23 protein-coding genes and 1 pseudogene are annotated in these 23191 nt (G+C 64.2%); 10 read left to right on the top strand and 14 right to left on the bottom strand.

The genetic code is table 11. The annotated features are described in order from the left end of the window. Positions 1-58 precede the first annotated feature (58 nt). Together ACMUJL_RS04110 and thrS are read right to left on the bottom strand one after the other, a co-directional pair. Positions 59-361: a DUF2282 domain-containing protein gene (locus tag ACMUJL_RS04110; RefSeq protein ID WP_068291834.1), complete on the bottom strand. Its 303-nt coding sequence runs from the start codon at positions 359-361 to the stop codon at positions 59-61. Between the two features lie 205 nt (positions 362-566). Beyond that, positions 567-2513 (bottom strand): threonine--tRNA ligase, encoded by a 1947-nt coding sequence (gene thrS, locus ACMUJL_RS04105; protein WP_375570265.1) that lies wholly within the window; start codon positions 2511-2513, stop codon positions 567-569. Between the two features lie 187 nt (positions 2514-2700). Here thrS and ACMUJL_RS04100 point away from each other — a divergent pair, with 187 nt between their 5' ends. From ACMUJL_RS04100 to ACMUJL_RS04075, 6 genes are all read left to right on the top strand, one after another. After that, complete coding sequence (locus tag ACMUJL_RS04100; RefSeq protein WP_375574010.1) at positions 2701-3453, top strand: alpha/beta hydrolase; 753 nt, start codon at positions 2701-2703, stop codon at positions 3451-3453. Positions 3454-3466: 13 nt separating this feature from the next. Further along, positions 3467-3925, top strand: a complete 459-nt coding sequence (locus ACMUJL_RS04095; protein ID WP_068291825.1) for a VOC family protein — start codon at positions 3467-3469, stop codon at positions 3923-3925. 63 nt (positions 3926-3988) lie between these two features. Continuing rightward, positions 3989-4699: an alpha/beta fold hydrolase gene (locus ACMUJL_RS04090; protein WP_375570268.1), complete on the top strand. Its 711-nt coding sequence runs from the start codon at positions 3989-3991 to the stop codon at positions 4697-4699. Then, a complete protein-coding gene (locus tag ACMUJL_RS04085; protein ID WP_416914136.1) occupies positions 4696-5721 on the top strand; it encodes a citrate lyase subunit alpha in 1026 nt (341 codons plus the stop codon). Before ACMUJL_RS04090 ends, ACMUJL_RS04085 begins: the two co-directional genes overlap by 4 nt. Further along, positions 5649-6212: a citrate lyase subunit alpha gene (locus ACMUJL_RS04080; RefSeq protein ID WP_416914436.1), complete on the top strand. Its 564-nt coding sequence runs from the start codon at positions 5649-5651 to the stop codon at positions 6210-6212. Before ACMUJL_RS04085 ends, ACMUJL_RS04080 begins: the two co-directional genes overlap by 73 nt. 4 nt (positions 6213-6216) lie before the next feature. Further along, complete coding sequence (locus ACMUJL_RS04075) at positions 6217-6471, top strand: hypothetical protein (protein WP_375570270.1); 255 nt, start codon at positions 6217-6219, stop codon at positions 6469-6471. A gap of 113 nt (positions 6472-6584) precedes the next feature. On the opposite strand, the gene phaZ is transcribed toward ACMUJL_RS04075, so the two are convergent. Beyond that, positions 6585-7865 (bottom strand): polyhydroxyalkanoate depolymerase, encoded by a 1281-nt coding sequence (gene phaZ / locus ACMUJL_RS04070; protein ID WP_068291816.1) that lies wholly within the window; start codon positions 7863-7865, stop codon positions 6585-6587. 109 nt (positions 7866-7974) lie between these two features. Here phaZ and ACMUJL_RS04065 point away from each other — a divergent pair. From ACMUJL_RS04065 to ACMUJL_RS04050, 4 genes and pseudogenes are all read left to right on the top strand, one after another. Next, a pseudogene (locus ACMUJL_RS04065) lies at positions 7975-9767 on the top strand (PHA/PHB synthase family protein). 128 nt (positions 9768-9895) lie between these two features. Continuing rightward, positions 9896-10339, top strand: a complete 444-nt coding sequence (locus ACMUJL_RS04060) for a phasin, PhaP (protein WP_375574014.1) — start codon at positions 9896-9898, stop codon at positions 10337-10339. Positions 10340-10486: 147 nt separating this feature from the next. Beyond that, the gene (gene phaR, locus ACMUJL_RS04055) at positions 10487-11056 is read left to right on the top strand and encodes a polyhydroxyalkanoate synthesis repressor PhaR (protein ID WP_068291809.1); all 570 of its coding nucleotides are present in this window, start codon (positions 10487-10489) and stop codon (positions 11054-11056) included. A 7-nt stretch (positions 11057-11063) separates the two neighbouring features. Continuing rightward, entirely contained in the window at positions 11064-12029 is a 966-nt protein-coding gene (locus tag ACMUJL_RS04050; protein ID WP_375570273.1) for a LysR family transcriptional regulator, read from the top strand. Between the two features lie 57 nt (positions 12030-12086). On the opposite strand, the gene ACMUJL_RS04045 is transcribed toward ACMUJL_RS04050, so the two are convergent. The 11 genes from ACMUJL_RS04045 to ACMUJL_RS03995 all read right to left on the bottom strand — a co-directional run bounded on the left by ACMUJL_RS04045 (position 12087) and on the right by ACMUJL_RS03995 (position 23184). Next, a complete protein-coding gene (locus ACMUJL_RS04045) occupies positions 12087-13319 on the bottom strand; it encodes a DegT/DnrJ/EryC1/StrS family aminotransferase (protein WP_068291804.1) in 1233 nt (410 codons plus the stop codon). A gap of 102 nt (positions 13320-13421) precedes the next feature. Then, positions 13422-14726, bottom strand: coding sequence for an NAD(P)/FAD-dependent oxidoreductase (locus tag ACMUJL_RS04040; RefSeq protein WP_375570276.1), 1305 nt, complete (start codon positions 14724-14726; stop codon positions 13422-13424). Between the two features lie 93 nt (positions 14727-14819). Beyond that, complete coding sequence (locus ACMUJL_RS04035) at positions 14820-16178, bottom strand: glutamine synthetase family protein (protein ID WP_068291799.1); 1359 nt, start codon at positions 16176-16178, stop codon at positions 14820-14822. A 1-nt stretch (position 16179) separates the two neighbouring features. Next, entirely contained in the window at positions 16180-16857 is a 678-nt protein-coding gene (locus ACMUJL_RS04030; protein WP_068291797.1) for a type 1 glutamine amidotransferase, read from the bottom strand. Between the two features lie 93 nt (positions 16858-16950). Further along, on the bottom strand, positions 16951-18285 hold the full coding sequence (locus ACMUJL_RS04025; RefSeq protein WP_068291795.1) for a glutamine synthetase family protein: 1335 nt from the start codon (positions 18283-18285) through the stop codon (positions 16951-16953). Positions 18286-18474: 189 nt separating this feature from the next. Then, the gene (locus ACMUJL_RS04020; RefSeq protein WP_375570280.1) at positions 18475-19281 is read right to left on the bottom strand and encodes an ABC transporter permease; all 807 of its coding nucleotides are present in this window, start codon (positions 19279-19281) and stop codon (positions 18475-18477) included. After that, positions 19278-20162: an ABC transporter permease gene (locus tag ACMUJL_RS04015; RefSeq protein ID WP_068291789.1), complete on the bottom strand. Its 885-nt coding sequence runs from the start codon at positions 20160-20162 to the stop codon at positions 19278-19280. Before ACMUJL_RS04015 ends, ACMUJL_RS04020 begins: the two co-directional genes overlap by 4 nt. Positions 20163-20249: 87 nt before the next feature. Beyond that, entirely contained in the window at positions 20250-20972 is a 723-nt protein-coding gene (locus ACMUJL_RS04010) for a transporter substrate-binding domain-containing protein (RefSeq protein WP_068291786.1), read from the bottom strand. A 70-nt stretch (positions 20973-21042) separates the two neighbouring features. After that, a complete protein-coding gene (locus ACMUJL_RS04005) occupies positions 21043-21819 on the bottom strand; it encodes an ABC transporter ATP-binding protein (protein ID WP_068291835.1) in 777 nt (258 codons plus the stop codon). A gap of 181 nt (positions 21820-22000) precedes the next feature. Continuing rightward, a complete protein-coding gene (locus ACMUJL_RS04000; RefSeq protein ID WP_068291783.1) occupies positions 22001-22744 on the bottom strand; it encodes a phosphate/phosphite/phosphonate ABC transporter substrate-binding protein in 744 nt (247 codons plus the stop codon). Beyond that, positions 22741-23184 (bottom strand): TerB family tellurite resistance protein, encoded by a 444-nt coding sequence (locus tag ACMUJL_RS03995; protein WP_375570283.1) that lies wholly within the window; start codon positions 23182-23184, stop codon positions 22741-22743. The genes ACMUJL_RS04000 and ACMUJL_RS03995 overlap by 4 nt, the downstream gene beginning before the upstream one ends. Between the last annotated feature and the right edge of the window lie 7 nt (positions 23185-23191).

The raw sequence follows: 23191 nt of genomic DNA, 5'->3' as shown, positions 1-23191 counted from the left end.
ACGCATGGAAGACGAGGGGGCAAGGGGCAGGCATCACACCCGCCCCATCCCTTGCGCGTCAGGCCGGCAGGTCGCGGCTGAGTTCTTCAAGCGAGCCCTTGCGCGCGGTGCCGTCGGCCATGGCGGGCAGCTCGATCTGCATGCAGGTGCCTGCATCGACCAGCGTCCAGGCATTGCCCTGGTAGTCGACTTTCGAGGTGCCGGCGCAGGTCGTGCCGGGGCCTGCGGCGCAATCGTTCTGGCCAGCCAGCGATACGCCAAAGCACTTTTCCTTGGCCTGGGCATGTGCCGGGGTGGTGTGGGCCGCCAGAGCGGTGGCCATGGCGCCAGCAATGGCGAGTGTTTTCATGGTGTTGGACATCGTATCAATCTCCTCGGTGGTTGAATGCGGTATCGCGTTTCGGCGATGAACAAGAGGTAACCGGCGCAGCACTTCACGTGCCAGTCACGAGAAAGTGTGTCACGGCGGCGTGAAAAAGGCTTGGAAAAAGCGGGAGGATGATCGCGATTTTGGCGGGGAATGGCGCTTTTTCAACCGGGATCAAGCGCCATTCCGGGGGTCCGTGTTACAGCAGGTCGGGCGGCGTCGCCTCGGTGGCGAGGCTGTCCACAATCGCGTCAAGCGGGGTAACAAATGTCGAAGTCTCACCAAGCCTGCGCACCGAGACGGTCCCGTCCTCGACCTCTTTCATGCCGCAGGCCAGGATCACGGGGACCTTGCCCACGGAATGTTCGCGGATCTTGTAGTTGATCTTCTCGTTCCGCAGGTCGGCCTCGGCGCGGATGCCGCGCGCCTTCAGCGCCTCGACCACCTTGAGGCAATAGTCATCCGCGTCCGACACGATGGCGGCCACCACCACCTGGCGCGGTGCCAGCCAGAAGGGCAGTTTGCCCGCGTGGCTTTCGATCAGGATGCCGATGAACCGCTCGAAACTGCCCAGGACGGCGCGGTGCAGCATCACGGGGCGATGCTTTTCGCCGTCACGCCCGATATAGCTGGCGTCCAGCCGTTCGGGCAGGTTGGGGTCCACCTGCAAGGTGCCGCATTGCCAATCGCGCCCGATCGCGTCGGTCAGCACGAATTCCAGCTTGGGCCCGTAGAAGGCGCCTTCGCCTTCCTGGATCTCGTAGGCATAGCCCGCCGCGTTGCAGGCGTCGCCCAGGGCTTTTTCGACACGGTCCCAGCTTTCGTCGCTGCCCACGCGCTTTTCGGGGCGGGTCGACAGCTTGATGGTCCAGTTGTCAAAGCCCAGGTCGGCATAGATGCCCGCAAGGAAGTCGATGAATTTCTTGGTTTCGGCCTCGATCTGGTCATCGGTGCAGAAGATATGTGCGTCATCCTGCGTGAAGCCGCGCACGCGCATGATGCCATGCAGCGCGCCCGAGGGCTCGTAGCGGTTGCACGATCCGAATTCGGCCATGCGCAGCGGCAGGTCGCGATAGGATTTCAGGCCCACGTTGAACACCTGCACATGGCAGGGGCAGTTCATGGGTTTCAGCGCGTTGACGGTCTTTTCGCGGGCGTGATCCTCGTCCACTTCGACGATGAACATGTTTTCCTGGTAGTTTTCCCAGTGACCCGAGGCTTCCCACAGCTTGCGGTTCACGACCTGGGGTGTGTTCACCTCGACATAGCCGCCGCGGCGCTGCTGGCGGCGCATGTAGTCCTGCAGCGTGGTGTAGATGGTCCAGCCGTTCGGGTGCCAGAAGATCTGGCCGGGCGCTTCTTCCTGCATGTGGAACAGCTCCATCTCGCGGCCCAGCTTGCGGTGGTCGCGCTTGGCGGCCTCTTCCAGCATGGTCAGATGCGCTTTCAGCTCGTCGCGGTTCAGGAAGGCCGCGCCATAGATCCGCTGCAGCATCTGGCGGCTGCTGTCGCCACGCCAGTAGGCGCCGGCCACATGCATCAGCTTGAAGGCATCGGCGGGCACCTGGCCCGTGTTCTGCAGATGCGGGCCACGGCAGAGGTCCTGCCAATGGCCGTGCCAATACATGCGCAGCGGCTCGTCGCCGGGGATCGACTGGATCAGTTCGACCTTGTAGGGCTCGTTATTCGCCTCATAGAAGGCGATGGCGCGGTCGCGATCCCAGACTTCGGTGGTGACGGGGTCGCGCTTGTTGATGATCTCGCGCATCTTCTTTTCGATCACGGACAGGTCTTCGGGGGTGAAGGGTTCGGCCCGGTCGAAATCGTAATACCAGCCGTTGTCGATCACCGGCCCGATCGTGACCTTCACGGCGGGCCAGATCTCCTGCACGGCGCGGGCCATGATATGGGCAAGGTCATGGCGCACCAGTTCCAGCGCGGGCGCGCGGTCGGCCATGGTGTTGATGGCGATCTTCGCATCGGCGGTGATCGGCCATTGCAGGTCCCAATGCTTGCCGTCCAGCGTGGCGCTGATGGCCTTTTTCGCCAGCGATTTCGAAATGTCTGCGGCGACATCGGCGGCGGTCACGCCGGCGTCATAGCTGTGCGCATTGCCATCGGGAAAGGTGAGAGAGATCTGTGCCATATCGGCCTCCTCGTCGGTTTGGCGCCCACGGAACGCCCGGTTGCGGGTTATATTGTGCGAGGCCTATGTGACGGGCGGCGTGGCCCAAGTCAAGCGGGCGGGGACCTCTTTCGATGCGGGCTTTCACCTGCCTGCCGGCTGGGGCAAGATCGCCACACGGACCAGCGACGACAGAAGGACATCAGGCATGCCGCAATACCTTGAAACCGAAACAGGACGGCGGATCGCCTACCAGCGCCGCGACGGCAAGGGGCCGGGCATCGTCTTTCTGGGCGGATTCCGGTCGGACATGACAGGCACCAAGGCCCAATACCTTGACGAATGGGCGCTTGCACAGGGGCGTGCCTTCCTGCGGTTCGATTATTCCGGGCATGGGCAATCCTCGGGCGATTTCGAGGCGGGCGCGATCGGCGACTGGGCAGCGGATGCGCGCGCGGCGATCACGGCACTGACCGAGGGGCCGCAGGTCCTTGTGGGTTCGTCCATGGGTGGCTGGATTTCGCTGCTGCTGGCGCGCGACATGGGCCAGCGTGTGGCGGGGCTTGTCACCATCGCCGCCGCGCCCGATTTTACCGAGGACAGCATGTGGCAGGGCTTTGACGCCGATCAGCGCGCCGTTCTGGAGGAGGTGGGCAAGATCGCGCTGCCATCGGAATATGGTGATCCGCTGGTGATCACGCGGCGGCTGATCGAGGACGGGCGCGACAATCTGGTGCTGCGCGCGCCGCTGTCGCTGCCGTTTCCGGTGCGGATGTTGCAGGGCACGGCGGATGCGGATGTGGACCAAAGCGTGGCGCTGCGCCTGTTGGAGCATGCGAGTGGCGACAATATCCGCCTGACCCTGGTCAAGGGGGCCGATCACCGGTTTTCCGACCCTGCCTGTCTGGACCTGATTGCGGCTGCGATTGCCGAAGTCACCGCAGACGCGGCACAGGGCTGAGGGGGGCGGCGCGATGGATCAACGTATCAGCCTTGTCACCCTCGCCGTCGGCGACCCCGAACGCGCAGCCGCGTTTTACGAGGCGCTGGGCTGGACCCGTGCGGACAGCGAGCCGGGCATCCGGGTGTTCGACCTGCTGGGACAGTCGCTGGCCCTCTATCCCCGCGCCGATCTGGCGCGTGACATGGGTCTGACCGAGGCGGAACTGGGCACCGGGGGCATGACGCTGGGCTACAACACCCGCACAAAGCCCGAGGTGGCACAAGTGCTGGGCCGCGCCGAAGCGGCAGGGGCGCGTGTCCTGAAACCCGCCCATGACGTATTCTGGGGCGGGCATATCGGCTATTTTGCCGATCCCGACGGTCATGTCTGGGAGGTGGCGTTCAACCCGTTCTCGCCCCTGTCGCCCGATGGTGCCTTCCGCTGGGCGGGCTATCCCGACACGGATGACCAGCCGCCCCAATCCGGTTGACGCGGGGCTGCGATCTGTCACTCTGACGCCAAATCAAGACCCATCTGCAAGGCCATGTTCCTGATGCCCGATCCGCTTGTCCTGTTGCCCGGCATGATGTGCGATGCGCGTCTTTTCGCGCCCCAGATCACCGATCTGTCCCGAGACCATGCGGTGACCATCGCGCCGATCACCCAAGGCGAACGGATCGAGGAGATCGCCTCGGGATTGCTGGACATCCTGCCCGCGAAATTCGCGCTGGCCGGTCTGTCGATGGGCGGGATCGTGGCGATGGAACTCTTGCGCCGGGCACCGGAACGGATCACCCGCATCGCGCTGATGGATACCAACCCGCTGGCGGAAACCCCGCAAAGTGCCGCCGCCTACGAGCCGATGATCATCGGCGCGCGGGCCGGACGACTGGACGAGGTGCTGCGCGGGTTCATGAAACCGGAATTCCTGGCGCCGGGGCCGCAGCGCCCGACCGTGTTGAACAAGGTCTTCGAGATGGGGCGCGATCTTGGCCCCGAGATCATGGTCAGGCAGGTGCGCGCCCTGCAGCGCCGCCGCGACCAGCAGCCTGCGCTGCGCCGCTGCAAGGTGCCCGCGCTGGTGCTGTGCGGGGCGCATGACACGCTGACGCCGCTCAAGCGGCATGCCTTCATGGCCGAATTGATCCCCTATGCGAAACTTGAGGTGATCGAGGACGCTGGCCATCTGCCCACGCTGGAAGCGCCCGATGCGGTGACGGCGGCGCTGCGCGCCTGGATGAAGCAACCCTTCGTGCTGCAATGACACATCCCTTTTCCGCCCATGTGCCCGGCTATGGCCCCGTGACGCCTTACAGGGATGAGGCGGCCTGTCCCGACCTGCCGCTGCTTGATATCCGCGCGGATGCCGGTGCGGCGGACAAGCGGCTGCCGGATCTGGCGGCGGCGATTGCGGCCACGGGGCTGCGGGACGGGATGACGATCTCGTTTCACCACCATTTGCGCAATGGCGACGGGGTGCTGAACGCGGTGCTGGATGCGGTCGCCGCGGCGGGAATAGGCGATCTGACACTGGCGCCCAGTTCGATCTTTGCCGCCCATGCGCCGCTGCTGGATCATATCGCGCGCGGCACTGTCACGGGGCTGCGCACCGCCTATATGGCCGGACCCGTTGCCCAGGCGATCAGCCGGGGCGCGCTGGCGCGGCCTGTGGTGCTGCATACCCACGGGGGCCGCGCGCGCGACATCGAGACGGGGCGTCTGCGGATCGACGTGGCCTTCATCGCGACGGCCATGGCCGACCGTGCAGGCAACCTGACCGGCGCGCATGGCCCTTCGGCCTTTGGTCCCTTGGGCTATGGGCAGGTTGACGCCGCACGGGCCCGCGTCACCGTGGCGGTCACCGATTGCCTGGTCAATGAGTTGCCCTGCGCGCCCGATATTCCGGCAGCCCAGGTCGATTACATTGTCGTGCTGGACCGGATCGGGGATGCGACGCGGATCGTGTCGGGGACAACGCAGATCACGACCGATCCCAAGGGGCTGCGGATCGCCGCCATGGCAGGCGACCTGATCGCGGCCTCGGGCCTGATGCGGCGCGGCATGAGCTTTCAGACCGGGGCAGGGGGCACCTCATTGGCGGTGGCTGCCCGCCTTGGGCATCTGATGGCCGATGCGGGCGTGACGGCGGGTTTTGCCAGTGGCGGGATCACGGCGCCCATCGTGGCGCTGCACCGGGCCGGTCGGTCGACCGGCTGTGGAACGTCCAGAGCTTCGACCTGGACGCGGTCGACAGCTACGCCAACGATCCGCGCCACCAGGGGATGAGCGCCAGCCGCTATGCCAATCCGGCGCGGGGCGACGCGGTCGTCAATGCGCTGGACGTGATGATCCTTGGCGCAACCGAAGTGGGCGCGGATTTCGACGTGAACGTGACCACCGGCAGCGATGGCACGATCATGGGCGGATCGGGCGGCCATGCGGATGCGGCGGCGGGCGCCAGGCTGGCCATCGTGGTGACCCCGCTGGCCACCCGCGACTGGCCGCGCCTGACAGAGCGTGTCACCTGCCGCACCTCGCCGGGCGCGCATGTCGACGCGGTGGTGACCGAAGCGGGTATCGCGATCAATCCGCGCCGCGCTGATCTGTTTGAGCGCGCGCGCCACGCGGGCCTGCCTGTGATGACGCTCGAGGCGATGCGCGCGCTCTGTCCAGCGCCCCCCAAAGTGCCACGGCCCGCGCCGGATGCGCCGGTCGTGGCGGTCTGCGAATATCGCGATGGCGCGGTGATCGACCTCGTCCGGCGCCAGCCCGGATAGGGCAATGGCGGTGCGCAAACCCACCACGGTCGAAAAGATCAGGCACATGAACCAGCGGTTCCTTGTCCGGGTGCGGCGCAGGGTGCCGCCGGGGCTGCGCCTGGTCGTGGGTCTGCTGCTGATGCTGGGCGGCGTGTTCGGTTTCCTGCCGGTGCTCGGCTTCTGGATGATCCCGCTGGGTCTGGGTGTCGCGGCGCTGGATGTGCTGCCGCTCTGGCGCTGGCTGCGCGGACGGCAGCGGAACGGCCGGCCGAAATAGGCCGCCGAAAAAAGGCTCCGAAAAAAGGGCAGGGTGCACCCTGACCCCGTGCGGGCGACGCAAATGCAAAAGGCCGGGCGCTGGGCCCGGCCTTGTCGCTGACTCCGAAGGTCTTATTTCGCGGCGGCGTTCTTGTTCGCGGGCTTGACCTTGGGCATCGGGTCCGGGCTGTTGGCGTCGATGAAACGCAGCACCAGCGGGCGGATGTTGTTGCGCCAGCTTTTGCCCGCGAAGATGCCGTAATGGCCGGCGTCCGGTTCGACATGGCTGGCCTTCTTGCTGTCGGGCAGGCCCGTGCACAGCGCCAGCGCCGCGATGCACTGACCGGGGGCCGAGATGTCATCCTTGGCGCCTTCGACCGTCTTGACCGCGACCGACGTGATCTTGCCGATGTCCACGTGACGGCCGTTCACGGTGAATTCGTTCTTGGCGATCTCGCGGTTCTTGAAGATCCGTTCGACAGTCGAGAGGTAGAATTCGGCCGTCATGTCCATCACGGCCAGGTATTCATCGTAAAAGCGGTTGTGCGCATCGTGATCCGACGCTTCGCCGCGCGCGACGCGGGCGATCTGGTCCATGAACGCCTTTGAATGGCGATCCCCGTTCATCGACATGAAGGACGACAGTTGCAGCAGGCCCGGATAGACCTTGCGCCCCACGCCGGGGTACTTGAAGCCGACGCGCTGGATCATGGTTTCCTGCAGCTGGCCCATCGTCACCCGTGCGCCGAAATCGGTCACATCGGTCGGTGTCGCGTCAGGGTCGATCGGCCCGCCGATCAGGGTCAGGCTGCGCGGCTGCGCCTTGGGATCTTCCTCTGCCAGATAGGCGGTGGCGGCCAGGGTCAGGGGGGCAGGCTGGCAGACGGCGATCACATGGGTGTCCGGTCCCATGTGGCGCATGAAGTCGACCAGGTAGAGGGTGTAATCCTCGACGTCGAACTTGCCGGCGCTGACAGGGATGTCGCGCGCATTGTGCCAGTCGGTGATGTAGACTTCGCAATCCACCAGAAGGCTTTTCACGGTCGAGCGCAGCAGCGTGGCGTAATGGCCCGACATCGGCGCCACCAGCAGCACCTTGCGCGGGCTGGGCTTGCGGCCCGGAATGCGGAAATGGATCAGGTTGCCGAAAGGCTTTTCGACCACCGTCTCGATGTGGACCAGGTGGTCCTTGCCATCTGCGCAGGTGAAGGTCCGGATGCCCCAGTCGGGCTTGGCGACCATGCGCTTGAATGTGCGCTCGGTCACTTCGCCCCAGGCCGCCATCCATTGCAAAGCAGGGTTTGGCACCATGCTGAAAACCGGATAGGATGCCAGTGACAGGGCGGAGGCGCCCAGCCATTGGTTCGTATTGCGCATAGTTTCCATGAGGTCGTAAGCGGCCATGTAACGCATAAGCGTCTCCTTCGTGTCCCGTTCGCAGGGTCGGTCATCATGCCGCTGGCCTCCCCGACAGGACGGCAATAATGCTGCGTAGCAGCGATGATACGAGGAATTTTTGAATATGACAACTAAAGAGGCATCGACCCCGGAAAATTTGGAGAGATTGAACGCCAATCTTGCCAAGGTCGAAGAATTGTCTCAGCGGCTTGTCTCCGCGCTGTCGAATCGCAAGGCGGCGAACCCCACGTTGAACGCGCCCGATCAGGAAATGTTCGCCAAGGCGGCGACCACCTACTGGACGCGGATGATGCAGAACCCGGCCCATCTGTTCGAGACGCAGCTGGAATACTGGGGTCAGTCGGTCAAGCATTTCCTCGAGGCGCAACAAGCCATTGCCGCCGGAAAGCTGCAGGCGCCCGAGGATCATACCCCCGACGACCGGCGGTTTTCGAACCCGCTGTGGAAGACGCACCCCTATTTCAACTTCATCAAGCAGCAATACATGATGAACGCGCAGGCCATCGAAAAGGCCGTGGCCGAGATCGACGATCTGTCGCCGCGCGAAAAGAAGCGGCTGGAATACTTCTCGCGCCAGATCATCGACATGCTGGCGCCCACGAATTTCCTGTCCACCAACCCCGATGCGCTGGAACGCGCGGTCGCCACCGAAGGTGAGTTGCTGATCAAGGGGCTGGAGAACCTTGTCGCCGACATCGAGGCCAACAGCGGCGAGATGCTGGTGCGCCTGGCCGATGACAGCGCCTTTCGCCTTGGCGAGAATATCGCGACCACGCCGGGGCAGGTGGTGTACCGCAACCGCATGATGGAACTGATCCAGTTCTCGCCCGCGACCGAGCAGGTGCACGCGATCCCGCTGATCATCTTCCCGCCCTGGATCAACAAGTTCTACATCATGGACCTCAAGCCCGAGAACAGCCTGATCAAATGGATCACGGAACAGGGCTTTACCCTGTTCGTGGTCAGCTGGGTCAACCCGGACGAAACCTATCGCGATGTGGGGCTGGATGACTACATCAACGAGGGCTATCTGACCGCGATCCGCGAGGTCAAGGCGATCACCGGCCAGAAACAGGTCAATGCGGTGGGCTATTGCATCGCCGGTACGACGCTGTCGATGGTGCTGTCGCTGCTCAAGCAGCGGGGCGATACATCGGTCAAGTCGGCGACCTTCTTTACCGCGCTGACCGATTTTTCCGAGCAAGGCGAATTCACGCCCTTCCTGCAGGATGACTTCATCGACGGGATCGAGGCCGAAGTGGCCGAGAACGGCGTGCTGCGATCCTTCATCATGGCGCGGACATTCTCGTTCCTGCGTTCGAACGACCTGATCTATGGCCCTGCGATCAAAAGCTACATGCTGGGCGAGGCGCCACCCGCTTTCGATCTGCTCTACTGGAACGGGGACGGCACCAACCTTCCGGCCCGCATGGTGGTGGAATACCTGCGCTGGCTGTGCCAGCAGAACCGCTTTGCCGATGGCGGGATCGACCTGATGGGCACGCGGCTGCACCTGTCCGAAGTCGATGTGCCGGTCTGCCTGATCGCCTGCGAGACCGATCACATCGCCGCATGGAAGGACAGCTATCGCGGTGCGCAGGGGATGGGGTCTGATGACAGGACCTTTATCCTGTCGCAATCCGGGCATATCGCGGGCATCATCAATCCGCCGACCAAGAAGAAATACGGCCATTACACCAACCCGGATCTGAGCCTGCCCTCGGACGACTGGAAAGCGCAGGCCGATTTCCAGGAAGGCAGCTGGTGGCCCCGCTGGGGCAAGTGGCTTGCCAAGCGTTCAGGCAAGATGGTTGACGCTAGGGAACCGGGTGATTTACGCATCCCCCCCTGTGTCCGTCACCGGGGACCTATGTGCTTCCTCCGTCAAAGGCCTGATCTGAAAGGTTAAAAAAGAATATGCTGCGTTGCGGCATAAAATCCTTGAAATGCCGCGATGCAGCATGCATATTGGGTGCAGCTTCAGAAACCGGGGTGGGCCCGGAGAGCACAAAAGGATTTTCAAGATGGCCAAGACGCAAGATTTCACCGCGATGATGAAAGACATGATGGGCGCATTCCCGGTCGACACCAAGTCGATGGAAGACGCTTTCAAGACCCAGGCATCGCTGAACGAAAAGCTGGCCGGCCTGGCGCTGACCGCTGCTGAAAAGTCGACCGAGATCTCGACCAAATGGACCAAAGAAACCCTGGCCAAGATGGTTGAAATGTCGAAAGCAAAGACCGAGCCGGCCGACTACGCCAAGGCGATGACCGATTTCGCATCGGCACAGGCCGAAGCAGCCGCCGAGCACATGGCCGCCTTCGCCGAAGTCGCCAAGAAAATGCAGATGGACACCGTCGAACTGCTGATGGCTGCCGGCAAGGACATCACCGAAGAAGCAACTGCTGCCGTGCAGAAAGCCGCCAAGGAAGCCACCACCGTGGCCAAGAAAGCAGCCGCGAAGTAATCGCAGCAGTCAGGAAAAAGGCTGGCGCATCCTCCTCCTCCTCCCTGGGATGCGACACGCTTGGGCGGGCCATTGTGCCCGCCCTTTCTTTTTGTTTCGCAAGCGCCTAAGCTATGCTGCACTGCTGCATCAAGGGGAGGGTCGCCCGTGGCCGAAGACAAGAAGCCGCTTCTCATCAAGCGTTATGCCAGTCGCCGATTGTACAATACCGAAACCAGCGATTACGTCACGCTCGAGGATATCGCCGGTTTCATCCGCGAGGGGCGTGAGGTGCAGATCGTGGATCTGAAGTCGGGCGATGACCTGACGCGTCAGTATCTTCTGCAGATCATCGCGGAACATGAAAGCCGTGGTGAAACCATGCTGCCGGTGAATGTGCTGACGGATCTTGTCCGCAGCTACACCACGCAGGCCGGATCGGTTGTGCCGCAATTCCTGGCCATGTCCTTCGACATGCTGCGCGACAGCCAGTCCAAGATGATGGAGAACATGGCCAAGGTATCCCCCATGGCCAAGATCCCCGGCTTCGAGGCGATGCAGGCACAGCAGGAAGCGTTCCTGAAGGCGATGACCGGCGGGTTCAAGGGCGGATGGCCCGGCGCGTCCAACCCGGCGCGCGAGGATGACGAGACCGACAAGAACGAAGAGGCCGGTCTCGACGAAATCAAGCGCCAGCTGCAGGACCTTCAGACGAAACTGTCGAAAATGGGCAAGTGACCCCGCCATGGTGGACAGCCCCGGCCGGATAACCCTCTGGGGGATTGAGGTCTTCGTGGCGACGGCCGAAGAGGGAAGCATCTCTTCGGCCGCGCGTCGCCTTGGGGCCAGCGCCTCGGCGGTCAGCCAGCAATTGACCAATCTTGAAGGGGCGATCGGCGCCACGCTTCTGCAGCGCAACACCCGCCCCGTGACCCTGACCCCCGCCGGAGAGCTGTTTCGCCGCCGCGCCGCGATCATCCTGAACGAGGCGTCATTGGCGCGGGCAGAACTGGCCATGGCCGATCTGTCGGCCCTGACCCGGTTCCGCCTCGGCATGATCGAGGATTTCGAGGCCGATGTGACCCCGCGTCTGCTGACCGATCTGGCCGCCCATATGCGGGGGTGCCAGTTCCTGCTGGAAACCGGGGCCAGCCACCATCTGCACGATCAACTGGACGCGCGCGCGCTGGATGTGATCGTGGCCGCCGACATGGGGGCCGAAGCGGACTGGATGGAATTGCACCCGCTGCTGTCCGAAGGATTTGTTGTGGCGACCGCGCGCGGTGCGCTCAAGCCCGACCGCGACGTGCTGCGCCAGCTCAAGACCCTGCCGCTGGTGCAATATACCACACGGCACTACATGGGCCGCCTGATCGCCTCGCATCTGGCGCGGCAGAACCTGACCCTGGCGCATCGGTTCGAACTGGACAGCTACCACGCCATCCTGGCGCTGGTGGCGCAGGGGGCGGGCTGGACCATCCTGACGCCGCTGGCGCTGATGCGCGCGCGGCGCTTCGCCGATCGGCTGGATGTGTTCGAACTGCCCTTCGCGCCGCTGTCGCGCACGATTTCCCTGACCGCGCGCAAGGACGTGCTGCAGGACATGCCCGCGCAGGTGGCCGCGCGTCTCAAGCCGCTGTTGCAGGACATCATCGTGACCCCGGCCATTCAGGCGCATCCCTTCATGGCCGGGCAGCTGAAGCTTCTCTAGCGGCGCCTGTGGTCGCAGGTTCGAACCGGACCAGTCCGGGAATCTATCCCGAGATGCTCAGGTCCCGTAGGCGCGCAGGTTGCCCATCACCTCTTGCGCGGCCCCGATCAGCGCATCGGCGATCACGTCAAGCTCGGGCATCGTCAGCCTGGCGGGCAGGCGGGTGTCGCAGGCCTTCATCAGCATCGCACGGGTCTGCGGCAGCGCGGGCACCTCGCCCAGGAACTGCCAGTTCCAGAAGGCGCGCGCATTGTCGGCGCTCATCCCGAAGACCTGCACCTTGACGCCACGCCGCGCCGCGGCCTCGGCAAAGGCGCGGATGTCGTCATCGGACATGCCCACCATGTTGAACTGGATCGAATCCGGGGCGCGTTCCTCGGGGGCCAGTTTTTCCGGCACCTCGATCCATGGTGAGGTGTTCAGCCTGCCGGCCACATGATCATGGTTGCGCCGCCCGTCCGCCACCCGACGCGCCATTTCGCCCAGTTGCGGCCGGATGATCGCGGCGCTCAGGTTGTTCAGGCGCAGATTGTACAGCGGCAACTTGTTCTGCCAGCGGGCAAAGGCCGCGTCCAGATCGGTCTGGGCGGCCGCGTCGCGGCTGCCGTGTTTCTTCCAGTTATGCTCATAGGCGCCGGACATGATCACGGCGCGCGCCACGAGATCGGCATCATCGGTGATCAGGATGCCGCCTTCGCCCGCATTCAGCAGCTTGTAGCTCTGGAACGAGAAGCAGCCGATCTTGCCGATGCTGCCGATGATCCGCCCGTGCCAGGTCGTGCCCAGCGAATGGGCCGCATCCTCGATCACCGGAATGCCGCGCGCCTCGCACAGCGCCATGATCGCATCCATGTCCGAGGTGTGCCCGCGCATGTGGCTGATCATCACCGCCTGCACGTCGTCCAGCTTGGCGGTGAAATCGCCCATGTCGATGCGGTAATTCTGGCCCACCTCGCAGAGCACCGGCACGCAATCGGCATGCACGATCGAGGATGGGACGGCGGCAAAGGTAAAGGCCGGGATCAGCACGCGCGCCCCGCGCGGCAGGTCCAGCGCCTTGAGCGACAGGAAAAGGGCCGCCGAACAGGACGAGACCGCCAGCGCATAGCGCACCCCCATCAGCGCCGCGAACTCCTGTTCCAGCAGCGCAACAGGCGAGGCGTCTGCGGCCGTGTAGCGGAACAGATCGCCCGATTGCAGCAGGCGTTCGATCTCGGCCCGGGCCGAGGGCGGGATCGGTTCGGCGTCATAGGTGTTGGGGGGCAGGATGGCAGGGGAATCGAGCGACATGATCTTCGGCTTTCCTGAATACTGTTTTCAGGATTTCTAAACAATTGCCGCGCTCGCTCAAGCTTTATTTGCAGGGCAGGGGGTGCTCGGCGTCTCTTTGCCTCAGATGCCCAACCGGTCGCGCAGGCTGTACCAGGTCATGGCCAGCACCAGCAGCGGATTGCGGAACGCGGCCCCCCCCGGAAAAGGCGTCGTGGGAATGCGCGCCATCGTGTCGAACCCCTCGGCCTGCCCGGCGACGGCCTGCGCCATCAGGTATCCCGCATGGGTGGCGGTGCCGACCCCGTGCCCCGAATAGCCCGAAGCGCTCAGGATATTGGGGGCAAGACGCGCCAGGTAGGGCAGGCGTTTCATCGTGATCGCCAAAGTTCCGCCCCAGGCATGATCCAGCCTGACATCGGCCAGGTGGGGAAAGATCTCGGTCATCGGCTTGCGGACCAAGGCCGCGATATCGGTGGGAAAGCGGTAGCCATAGGTTTCCCCGCCCCCGAACAGCAGTCGCTTGTCGGCACTCAGCCGGAAGTAGTTGACCACGAACTTGCTGTCTGCCACCGCCACGTCGCGGGTCAGCACGCGCGCGGCCGCGTCGCCCAAGGGTTCTGTCGCCACGATGAAATTGTTGATCGGCATGACGCGCGCCGCGACCTTGCGGTTCAGCCCCCCCAGGTATCCGTTGCAGGCCAGGATCAGGTGATCGGCCTCGATCCGGCCCTGTCCGGTCTGCACGGTGATCTTCGCGCCTTCCTTGATGTGATGCACATAGGCCCCCTCATGGATGCGCACCCCCGCCGCCACCGCCGCGCGGGCCAGCCCAAGGGCGAAATTCAGCGGATGCAGATGACCCGCACCCATGTCCAGTACACCGCCCTTGTAGGCGGGCGAGGGGCAAAGCGCATGGCAGGCCGTGGCGTCCAGCGTCTGGATCGCATCATAGCCGTAGTCGTCTTGCAGCAGGCGCGCATAGCTGTGCAGATCCGCCACCTCCCGGCCCGAGAACCCGGTCCAGGCCACGCCCGGCCTGAGGTCGCAATCGATGCCGTGCCGCGCGATCAGCCCCTTGACCAGGTCCTTGGCCTCTTCGCCCAGATCCCACAGCTTGCGCGCCTCGGCCTTGCCCAGCATCGCCTCAAGGCTGGCCTGGTCCTGCCGCTGCCCCGAACCCAGTTGCCCGCCATTGCGGCCCGACGCACCAAAGCCCACGCGATGCGCCTCGAGCAGCACCACGTCAAAGCCGCGTTCGGCCAGGTGCAGCGCCGCCGACAGGCCCGTGTAGCCCGCACCCACCACGCAGACATCGGCGCGCGCGGTGCCTTTCAACGCGGAATGGCGCGGCGCCTCATGGGCGGTGGCGGCATACCAGCTTGGCGGATACTCACCCTGGCGGTCATTGGAAAAAAGCAGGTTCATGGCGTCACTCCTGTCTCGTGACGTGTCGTTTTCTTCTTGCAGGAAATATCCCGGGGGAGGCCGCAGGCCGGGGGCAGAGCCCCCAACCCCGCATCATACGTTGAGCAGCAGGTGTTCACGCTCCCACGGGCTGATGACTTGCAGGAATTCCTCGTATTCGGTGCGCTTCACGATGGAATAGACGCGGGCGAATTCCGGCCCCAGCACCTCGTGCAGGTCCTTGGCCTCTTCGAACATGTCCAGCGCATCGCCCATCACGCGGGGAATATCGCCCTCACCCTCATAGGCGTCGCCCTTGAACTGCTTGTCGGGCCAGACCTCCTGCATCAGGCCAAGATAGCCGCAGGCCAGGCTGGCCGCGATTCCGAGGTAGGGGTTGCAATCCATGCCCGCCAGGCGGTTCTCGACCCGGCGCGCGGCGGGGCTGGACAGTGGCACCCGGATGCCGGTCGTGCGGTTGTCGCGCCCCCAGGCCAGGTTGATCGGGGCGGCGTGGTCCTTGACGTAGCGGCGGTAGCTGTTGACATAGGGCGCCAGCACCGCGATGGCGGATGGCAGGTGCTTCTGCATGCCGCCGATGAAATGGAAGAACGCATCCGTCTCGCCGCCCTGCGGCCCCGAGAACAGGTTCTGCCCCGTCTCGATATCCAGCACCGAATGATGCACATGCATCGCGCTGCCCGGCTCGTCGGCGATGGGTTTCGCCATGAAGGTGGCAAAGCAGTCGTGCCGCAGCGCCGCCTCGCGGATCAGCCGCTTGAAATAGAACACCTCGTCCGCCAGGCGGATCGGATCGCCATGCAGCAGGTTGATTTCCAGCTGGCCGGCGCCGCCTTCCTGGGTGATGCCGTCGATCTCGAAGCCCTGGGCCTCGGCGAAATCGTAGATATCGTCGATCACGGGACCGAATTCGTCGACGGCCGACATCGAATAGGCCTGGCGCGCGGCGGCCGGACGGCCCGAGCGGCCCATCATCGGCTCGATCCCCTTGGCCGGGTCAAGGTTGCGCGCGACAAGGTAGAATTCCATCTCGGGCGCGACGACCGGCTCCCATCCCTGCTTGCGGTAAAGGTCCACCACGCGCTTGAGCACGTTGCGCGGCGCATAGGGAATGGGCTTTCCCTTGCGGTCATAGGCGTCATGGATCACCTGCAGCGTCCAGTCCCCGGTCCAGGGGGCTGCGGTGGCCGTGTTCATGTCGGGGCGCAGGATCATGTCGCGCTCGATGAACCCCTCGGCGCCCGCGGCTTCGCCCCAGTCGCCGGTGATGGTCTGGTAGAAGATCGAATCCGGCAGGTGGAAATAGTCCTGCCGCGCGAATTTGCTGGCGGGCACCGCCTTGCCGCGGGCAATGCCGGGAAGATCCGAGATGATGCATTCCACCTCGTCGAGGCGCCTGTTTTCCAGGAATTGGCGCGCGGCCTCGGGCAGTTGTTCGGTCCAGTCTTTCATGTCATGCGGTCCTTTTGAAGAAGGCCGCCATGCGGTCAGCAAAGCGGGTGGAATCCAGCGGCACGTCCAGCCTGTCGCGGGCATCTGCGATCTGCTCCGCCGGCACGACGCCGGGGGCGCGGTGGGTGATCAGCCCCTCGATGAAGGGCTTGCCGAATTCCGGGTGGGGTTGAATGGTCAGGATGGTGTCGCCGTAAGCCAGCGCGGCATTGGCGCAGAAGTCGTTCGAGGCCAGTACCCTGGCCCCTTCGGGCAGGGTGGTGACCTGGTCCTGATGCCAGGCGTTAAGGGTCATGGTCTCGCCGTCGAAGTCATAGGCGGTCGGACCCACGGCCCAGCCGCCCCCGAACTTCTCGACCCGTCCCCCCAGCGCCTGGGCGATGATCTGATGCCCGAAGCAGACGCCGATCAGGGGTTTGCCGCTGTCGCGGATGGCGCGGATCAGCGCCTCGAGCGGCGGTATCCAGGGATGATCCTCGTAGGCGCCGTGCCTGGATCCGGTGATAAGCCAGCCATCGGCGTCATCGGGGCCCGCGGGGAACTGCCCGTCCACCACGTTGAAAGTTGCGAAATCGAAACCATGCCCGCCCAGAAGGCGCGCAAACATGTCAGAATAATCACCCAGCGCGCCCCTGACCTCGTCAGGGGAATGGCCGGTTTGCAGGATACCGATTTTCATGGATCACCAATGGTTGGATAGGCCGGATGGTAGCCAAGCCCCCGAGTGTCGGCAAGGGGGGGCTTGGCGGGGCCGGGACCGCCGCGCGTTGCGTCACACCGTGTCGAGATAGATCTCGACACGCTCTTCCGGCGTCAGCTCGCCCATGTAGTGCAGCTCCTGGCGCTTGGTCAGCACGAAGTTGCGGATCAGCTCGGGCGCGAAGATGCGCGCGATGTCGGGGCTGCCCTCGAAGGCATCGATCGCATCCTGCCATGTCGTGGGCACCTGCGGCAGCTCCAGCGCATAGGCGTTGCCGGTGATCGGGGCGGGCGGTTCTGCCTTGTCCTCGATCCCGTTCAGGGCGGCGCCCAGGATCGCGGCCAGCATCAGGTAGGGGTTCACGTCGCCGCCCGCCACGCGATGTTCGATCCGCCGCGCCACGGGGCTGCCCGAGGGGATGCGCACCGCCGCCGTGCGGTTCTCATAGCCCCAGCAGATGCCGGTGGGCGCATGGGCATCGGGCACCAGCCGGTCATAGCTGTTCCAGTGCGGGGCGAAGATCAGGGTCGATCCGGCCATGGCGTTCAGACAGCCGGCAACCGCATTGCGCAACAAATCTGTGCCCAAAGGGCTGCCGTCATCAAAGATATTGCGTCCTTCCGTGTCCAGCACGGAAAAATGTGTGTGCAGGCCGGATCCCGCGTAATCCTCGTAGGGTTTGGCCATGAAGGATGCGGCAAAGCCGTGCCGCCGGGCCAGCCCCTTGACCAGCATCTTGAAAAGCCAGGCATCATCGGCGGCGCGCAAGGCGTCGTCGCAATGCATCAGGTTGACTTCGAACTGACCCAGACCCGCCTCGGAGATGGCGGTATCGGCGGGGATGTCCATCTCTTCGCAGGCCTCGTAAAGGTCGGTGAAGAAGGTGTCGAATGCGTCCAGCGCCCGGATCGATAGGGTCTCGGCGGCCTTGCGCCGCTTGCCCGACCGCGGGCTGACCGGCACCTGCAGCTTGCGCCCCGAGTCGTCGATCAGGAAGAATTCAAGCTCGACCGCCACCACAGGGGTCAGGCCCTTGGCCTTGTAGCGATCCACCACCGCGCGCAGGGCATGGCGGGGATCGCCCTCATAGGGGCGGCCATCCTCGCGGAACATCCAGATCGGCAGCAGGGCGGTGGGCGCCTCGAGCCATGGCATCGGCATGAAGCCGCGTTCCGTGGGCTTCAGCACGCCGTCGGCATCGCCGGTTTCAAAAACAAGCGGGCTGTCGTCGATATCCTCGCCCCAGATGTCGAGGTTGAGGACCGAAAGCGGAAAGCGCGTGCCATCCTCCACGACCTTGTCCGCATAGCGGGTGGGAACACGTTTGCCGCGTGCCTGGGCATTGAGATCCGCGGCGGCCACGCGGATCGTGCGCACCTCTGGGTGCTTCCTGAGCCAGTTCTTCATCGTCTCACCTGACGGGTTGAGGGCTGGCGCAGTCCGGCAGGCCACGCATCATGCGCAACCGGCGAGGGATAAGGTCCATGCCCTTGGTCCTTGGTTATGATCAAATCTTGCGAAAAAGGTTGTAGCTGCCCGAAACGCATAAAAAACAGGATCGGATCACACCCGAAAAATTTGATCAAAATAGTGATACTACCGGATCAGATTGGGACGCAAGCGAATTTTGCGCCGCTGTTCGGCGGGCAGATGCCGGTTCAGCCGCCGATTGATCAGGCCGAAGATGCCGGTGATCGCCAGCGTCAGCAGGACGAAGTAGAAGGCCAGGATCGGATAGGGGATGAACGGGTTGAAGGTCTTGTCCGCGAAATAGCTGGCATAATAGAGCGCGTCGCCCTTCTGCTGCTGCGCGGGAAAGCCCGAGAAGAAGACCAGCGTGGTCGCGTGAAAGAGGAATATCGCCTCGTTCGTATAGCCGGGCCAGGCCAGACGAAGCATGGTGGGCCAGATGATCCGGCGAAACCGGGGCCAGCCGGACATGCCATAGGCATCCGCCGCCTCGACATCGCCGCGCGGGATGGATTTCAGCGCCCCGTGGAAGATCTCGGCGGAATAGGCGGCGGTGTTGAAGAACAGCACCACCAGCGCCCCCAGCCAGGCAGAGCTGAAGGGATCGAAGATCGGGCTGACCCCCTTGAGGCTGAGAAACAGGAAATAGGCAAAGAAGAACTGGATGAAGAGGGGCGAGCCTCGGAAGACGAAGATGAACCATTCCGACGGCTTGCGTATCCAGGCCGGGCGCGCGCCCTTGCCCAGTGCCAGCGCCGTGGCCAGGAAAAATCCCGCGATCAGCGCGAGCGCGCCGAAATAGATGTTCCAGATCAGCCCTGACCCGATCAGCGTGAATTGCTGGCAGAGCGTGAAATCCGTCCGGGGCAGCAGGCGTTCGCCATAGCCCAGGCTGCGCAGCCCGTAGTCCATGATGGTCTGGACGCAGCTCATGCTTCGGCCTTTCGCTGCGCGTCGCCGCCCGTCGTGGCCTGGCCCAGGGTCAGGCGCGCCATGACGCGGTCCAGCACCACCTCCGACACGCGGGTGAAGGCCAGGTAAAAGACCAGCAGCACCAGAAAATACCACATGCGCCAGTCGCCATGCGGATAGTCGGTGAAGCGCGGTGTCTTCGTGCCACCCAACTCGCGCGCCCAGTAGACGATATCCTCGACCCCCAGCAGGAACAGCAGGGGGGTGGATTTGATCAGCACCATCCACAGGTTCGACAGACCGGGCAGGGCATAGACCCACATCTGCGGCACGGTGATGCGCCAGAAGGTCTGCCGGTGGGTCATGCCGTAAGCCTCGGCGGTTTCAAGCTGCGCGCGCGGCACGGCGCGCATCGCGCCGTAAAGCACATTGGCGGCGAAAGCCCCGAAGACGATGGCGAAGGTAAACACCGCCACGAAGAAGCTGTAGGTCTTGTGCATCCATTGCGGCGAGGTCCCCAGCGGCACCTTGGCCGCCTGGCAGACAAGAAAATCATTGCCCTGCCGGATCGGCTGATCCCAGTCGGGGCAGACCCATTGATGCTTGAGGAATTCCAGCCCCTGGTCCAGCGCGATCACGAAGAACATGAAAAAGGCGATGTCGGGCACGCCGCGCACGATCGCGATATAGCCCTTGCCCAGCAGGCTGAGCGGCAACACGCGCGATCGTGCGGCCGATGCGCCTGCAAAGCCGAAGGCCAGGGCCGTGGGCGCGGTGATCGCCAGCAGCACAAGGACCGTGCCGAAGGCGTAATAGAAATTCAGATGTTTGCCGGTCGTCAGGTAGCAGGCCATCCAGGCCAGATCGGACAGCGTGTCGGGATCTGTGCAAAAGCTGAACATGGGCTTCCCCGACGCGGCGTTGTGCGATGCGCAATTGATGAGCGGTAAAGCGGGGGGCACCGCTGCGGTGCCCCCCGCCGGGATGGATCAGAAGGTTGCGGCACCTTCGCCGAACCACTTGGTGATCAGCGTGTTCAGCGTGCCATCGTCCTTCATGGACTGGATCGCCGCGTCGAACTTGCCGCGCAGTTCGGTGTCGCTTTCGCGCAGGCCCATGCCGACGCCGCCGCCCAGCTGCACGTCTTCGCCCACGAACATCAGCGCGCCGCCGGATTCCTCGACGATCGGTGCCAGGTAATCCTTGTCGGCAAAGACCGCGTCAGCCTCGCCGTTGCGGACAGAGGCGACGGTTTCCTCGGGGGTTGCGAATTCCAGCAGGGTCGCGCCGCTTTCGGCCACGTAGCCGGCCTGGATCGTGGCGGCCTGGGCCGAGATGACGGCGGTTGCGACATCGACATCTGCCGATGCGCCCACATAGGCCGAGGAGGCGGGCGGGATGTAGTTCTGGGTGAAGTCGATCACCTCGTCACGCTCGGCGGTGATGCTCATGCCGGCGATGATCGTGTCGTAGTTGCCCGACACCAGGTTGGGGATGATCCCGTCCCAGTCGGTGGTGACCCATTCGCAGGTCAGTGCGGCGCGCTTGCACAGCTCATCGCCCAGCTCACGCTCGAACCCGTCGACCTCGCCCTTGTCGTTGAGGAAGTTGTACGGAGGGTAGGCGCCCTCGGTGCCCATGCGAACGGTCTGCGCCATACCCATGCTGGCGGTCAGCGCCAGTGCTGCGGTTGTCAGGATCAGTTTCTTCATTCTGTCGTTTTCCCTTGGTTGGATGGTGTGATGCGGGTTGATCCCGCTGATTTTCGCCCGTCCGCAGCCATCAGGCCGGCACGGAAGCGGAAAGGAATTGTTGCAGCCGTTCGGTCTTGGGCGCGCCGAACAGGGTTGCGGGCGGGCCCTGTTCCTCGATCCGGCCCAGGTGCAGGAAGACCACGTGATCGGACACATCGGCGGCCATGCGCATGTCATGGGTCACGATCATCATCGTGCGCCCCTCGGCAGCCAGGTCCTTGATCACCTTGACGACCTCTTGTTCCAGTTCGGGATCAAGCGCGGATGTCGGTTCGTCGAACAGCAGCGCCTCGGGCTCCATGCAAAGCGCACGTGCGATGGCCGCGCGCTGCTGCTGCCCGCCCGACAGTTGCGCGGGGAAAACATCGCATTTGTCACCGATGCCCACCTTGTCCAGATAGCGGCGCGCGGCGGCCTCGACCTCGGCGCGGTCACGCTTGAGCACGGTGACGGGCGCCTCCATCACGTTTTGCAGGATCGTCATGTGGGACCACAGGTTGAACTGCTGGAACACCATGGAAAGGTTGGTGCGGATGCGCAGCACCTGTTTGGGATCGGCCGGGTGCCGGTTCATGCCGGTGCCGCGCCAGCGCACGGGTTCGCCCTTGAACAGGATCTCGCCCTGCTGGCTGTCTTCCAGCAGGTTGGCGCAGCGCAGCAGCGTTGACTTGCCCGATCCCGATGACCCGATCAGCGAGACCACGTCGCCGCGATGCGCGGCGATATCGACACCCTTCAGCACTTCGAGCGCACCATAGGCCTTGTGCAGGTTGCGGATCTCGATGACGGGCGGGCTGTCTGTCACTTGGGCGTCCATCTGCCGGAGGTTGATCGTCACGTTAGCGACACAATAGGGCGGAAAAAATGGGGCATTGCAACTTCCAAAACGGAAGATTTTTCCCGCAATCCTCCGAACTGACCCTTGGTAAGCCGCCGATCGGAGTGGGATTTCAACCACACCACGCGCGCCTTGACCCCGGCGGGGGTCAGGCTGCGGGTGCCGCCGGCGTGGGAACGGCCAGATAGGCCGCATCTGGAATCTCGCAAAGGCCCGACAGATGCAGCGCCCCCCGGCTTTCGGGGTCAAGATCGGCGATGGCCCGCGTGATCGCGCGGGCGATGGGCGCGGGATCGCGGCCCAGGGCAGTGATATAGGGCAGGCCCGGCGTGGGGTCGGTGCGGGCAACAACCTTCAGCCGCAGGGCCGCGGGTTCATGGCGCAGCGCAAGTTCCCATGTCATGGCATCGATCGATGCCAGCGCTGCGCGCCCCTCGGCCACCGCATGGATCGAGGCGCGATGTGCGCCCGTGGGCAGAAGGTTCTCGAAACGCAGACCAAGCGCGGCCGCGTGGGACATGGGGGCCGCCCAGCCAGATTGCGATCCGCCTTCATTATAGGCAAAGATATCGCCCGTGAAATCAGACAGTTGGCCCCGTTCGTCCTGGGCATTCGCCACGATCACGCTGCAATAGTGACCCGCCGGGCAACCGGGCAGGGCATAGTCGGGTGTGCCGATCCGCGTGACCTTGCCCAGAAGACGCGTACGGTAGGGCATGCCGCAGGTCTGCGACAGCAGAAGGTCGGGATCAAGCCACTGGGCGTGCATGTCGCCGGCGTCACGTGTCAGGTCGATGGGGCCGGTCCCGAGCGCCGCGCGGATCGCCTGCCAATACCTGTCCGTATGCGTCCGGACCTCGGGCCAGTCATACATGGGCAGGCTGGCGATCATCCGCGCGCCTGCATCCGCTGCCGGGCCATGGCGCTGTCCTGGTCGCTGACCCCCAGCATGCTGGAGACCATGCGCACCAGCGCATCCTCGGCCCCGTCGCGGGCCCCGTCGGCAAGGGCGACCAGCCACAGCGCCTCGATCACCGCGACACGATCCTCGTAGGGGACGGCATCCTTGATCGCACGGGTAAAGCGCACCGTATCGGGTGCCTCGCTTTCCAGCGCCTCTGCCTCTTTTCTGAGCGCGATGACAGCGTGGGGCGACAGCCCGTACCGCTGCATCAGGATACGGTCGATTCTATGCACCTCTTCGGCGGCGTAATCGCCGTCCGCGCGGGCGATGCGCACCAGAAGCGCGCTGAGGGCAAGGCGTGCGTCCTCGGCGGGCAGGCTGCGGTCGGGGCCGGGTTGGGTCAGGCGTTTCAGAAGGTCGGCAAACATCGGGTTG

Source organism: Seohaeicola sp., assembly GCF_048006315.1.
In the GTDB taxonomy this organism is placed as follows: Bacteria; Pseudomonadota; Alphaproteobacteria; order Rhodobacterales; family Rhodobacteraceae; genus Seohaeicola.
This window is presented reverse-complemented; position numbering and strand designations above follow the sequence as displayed.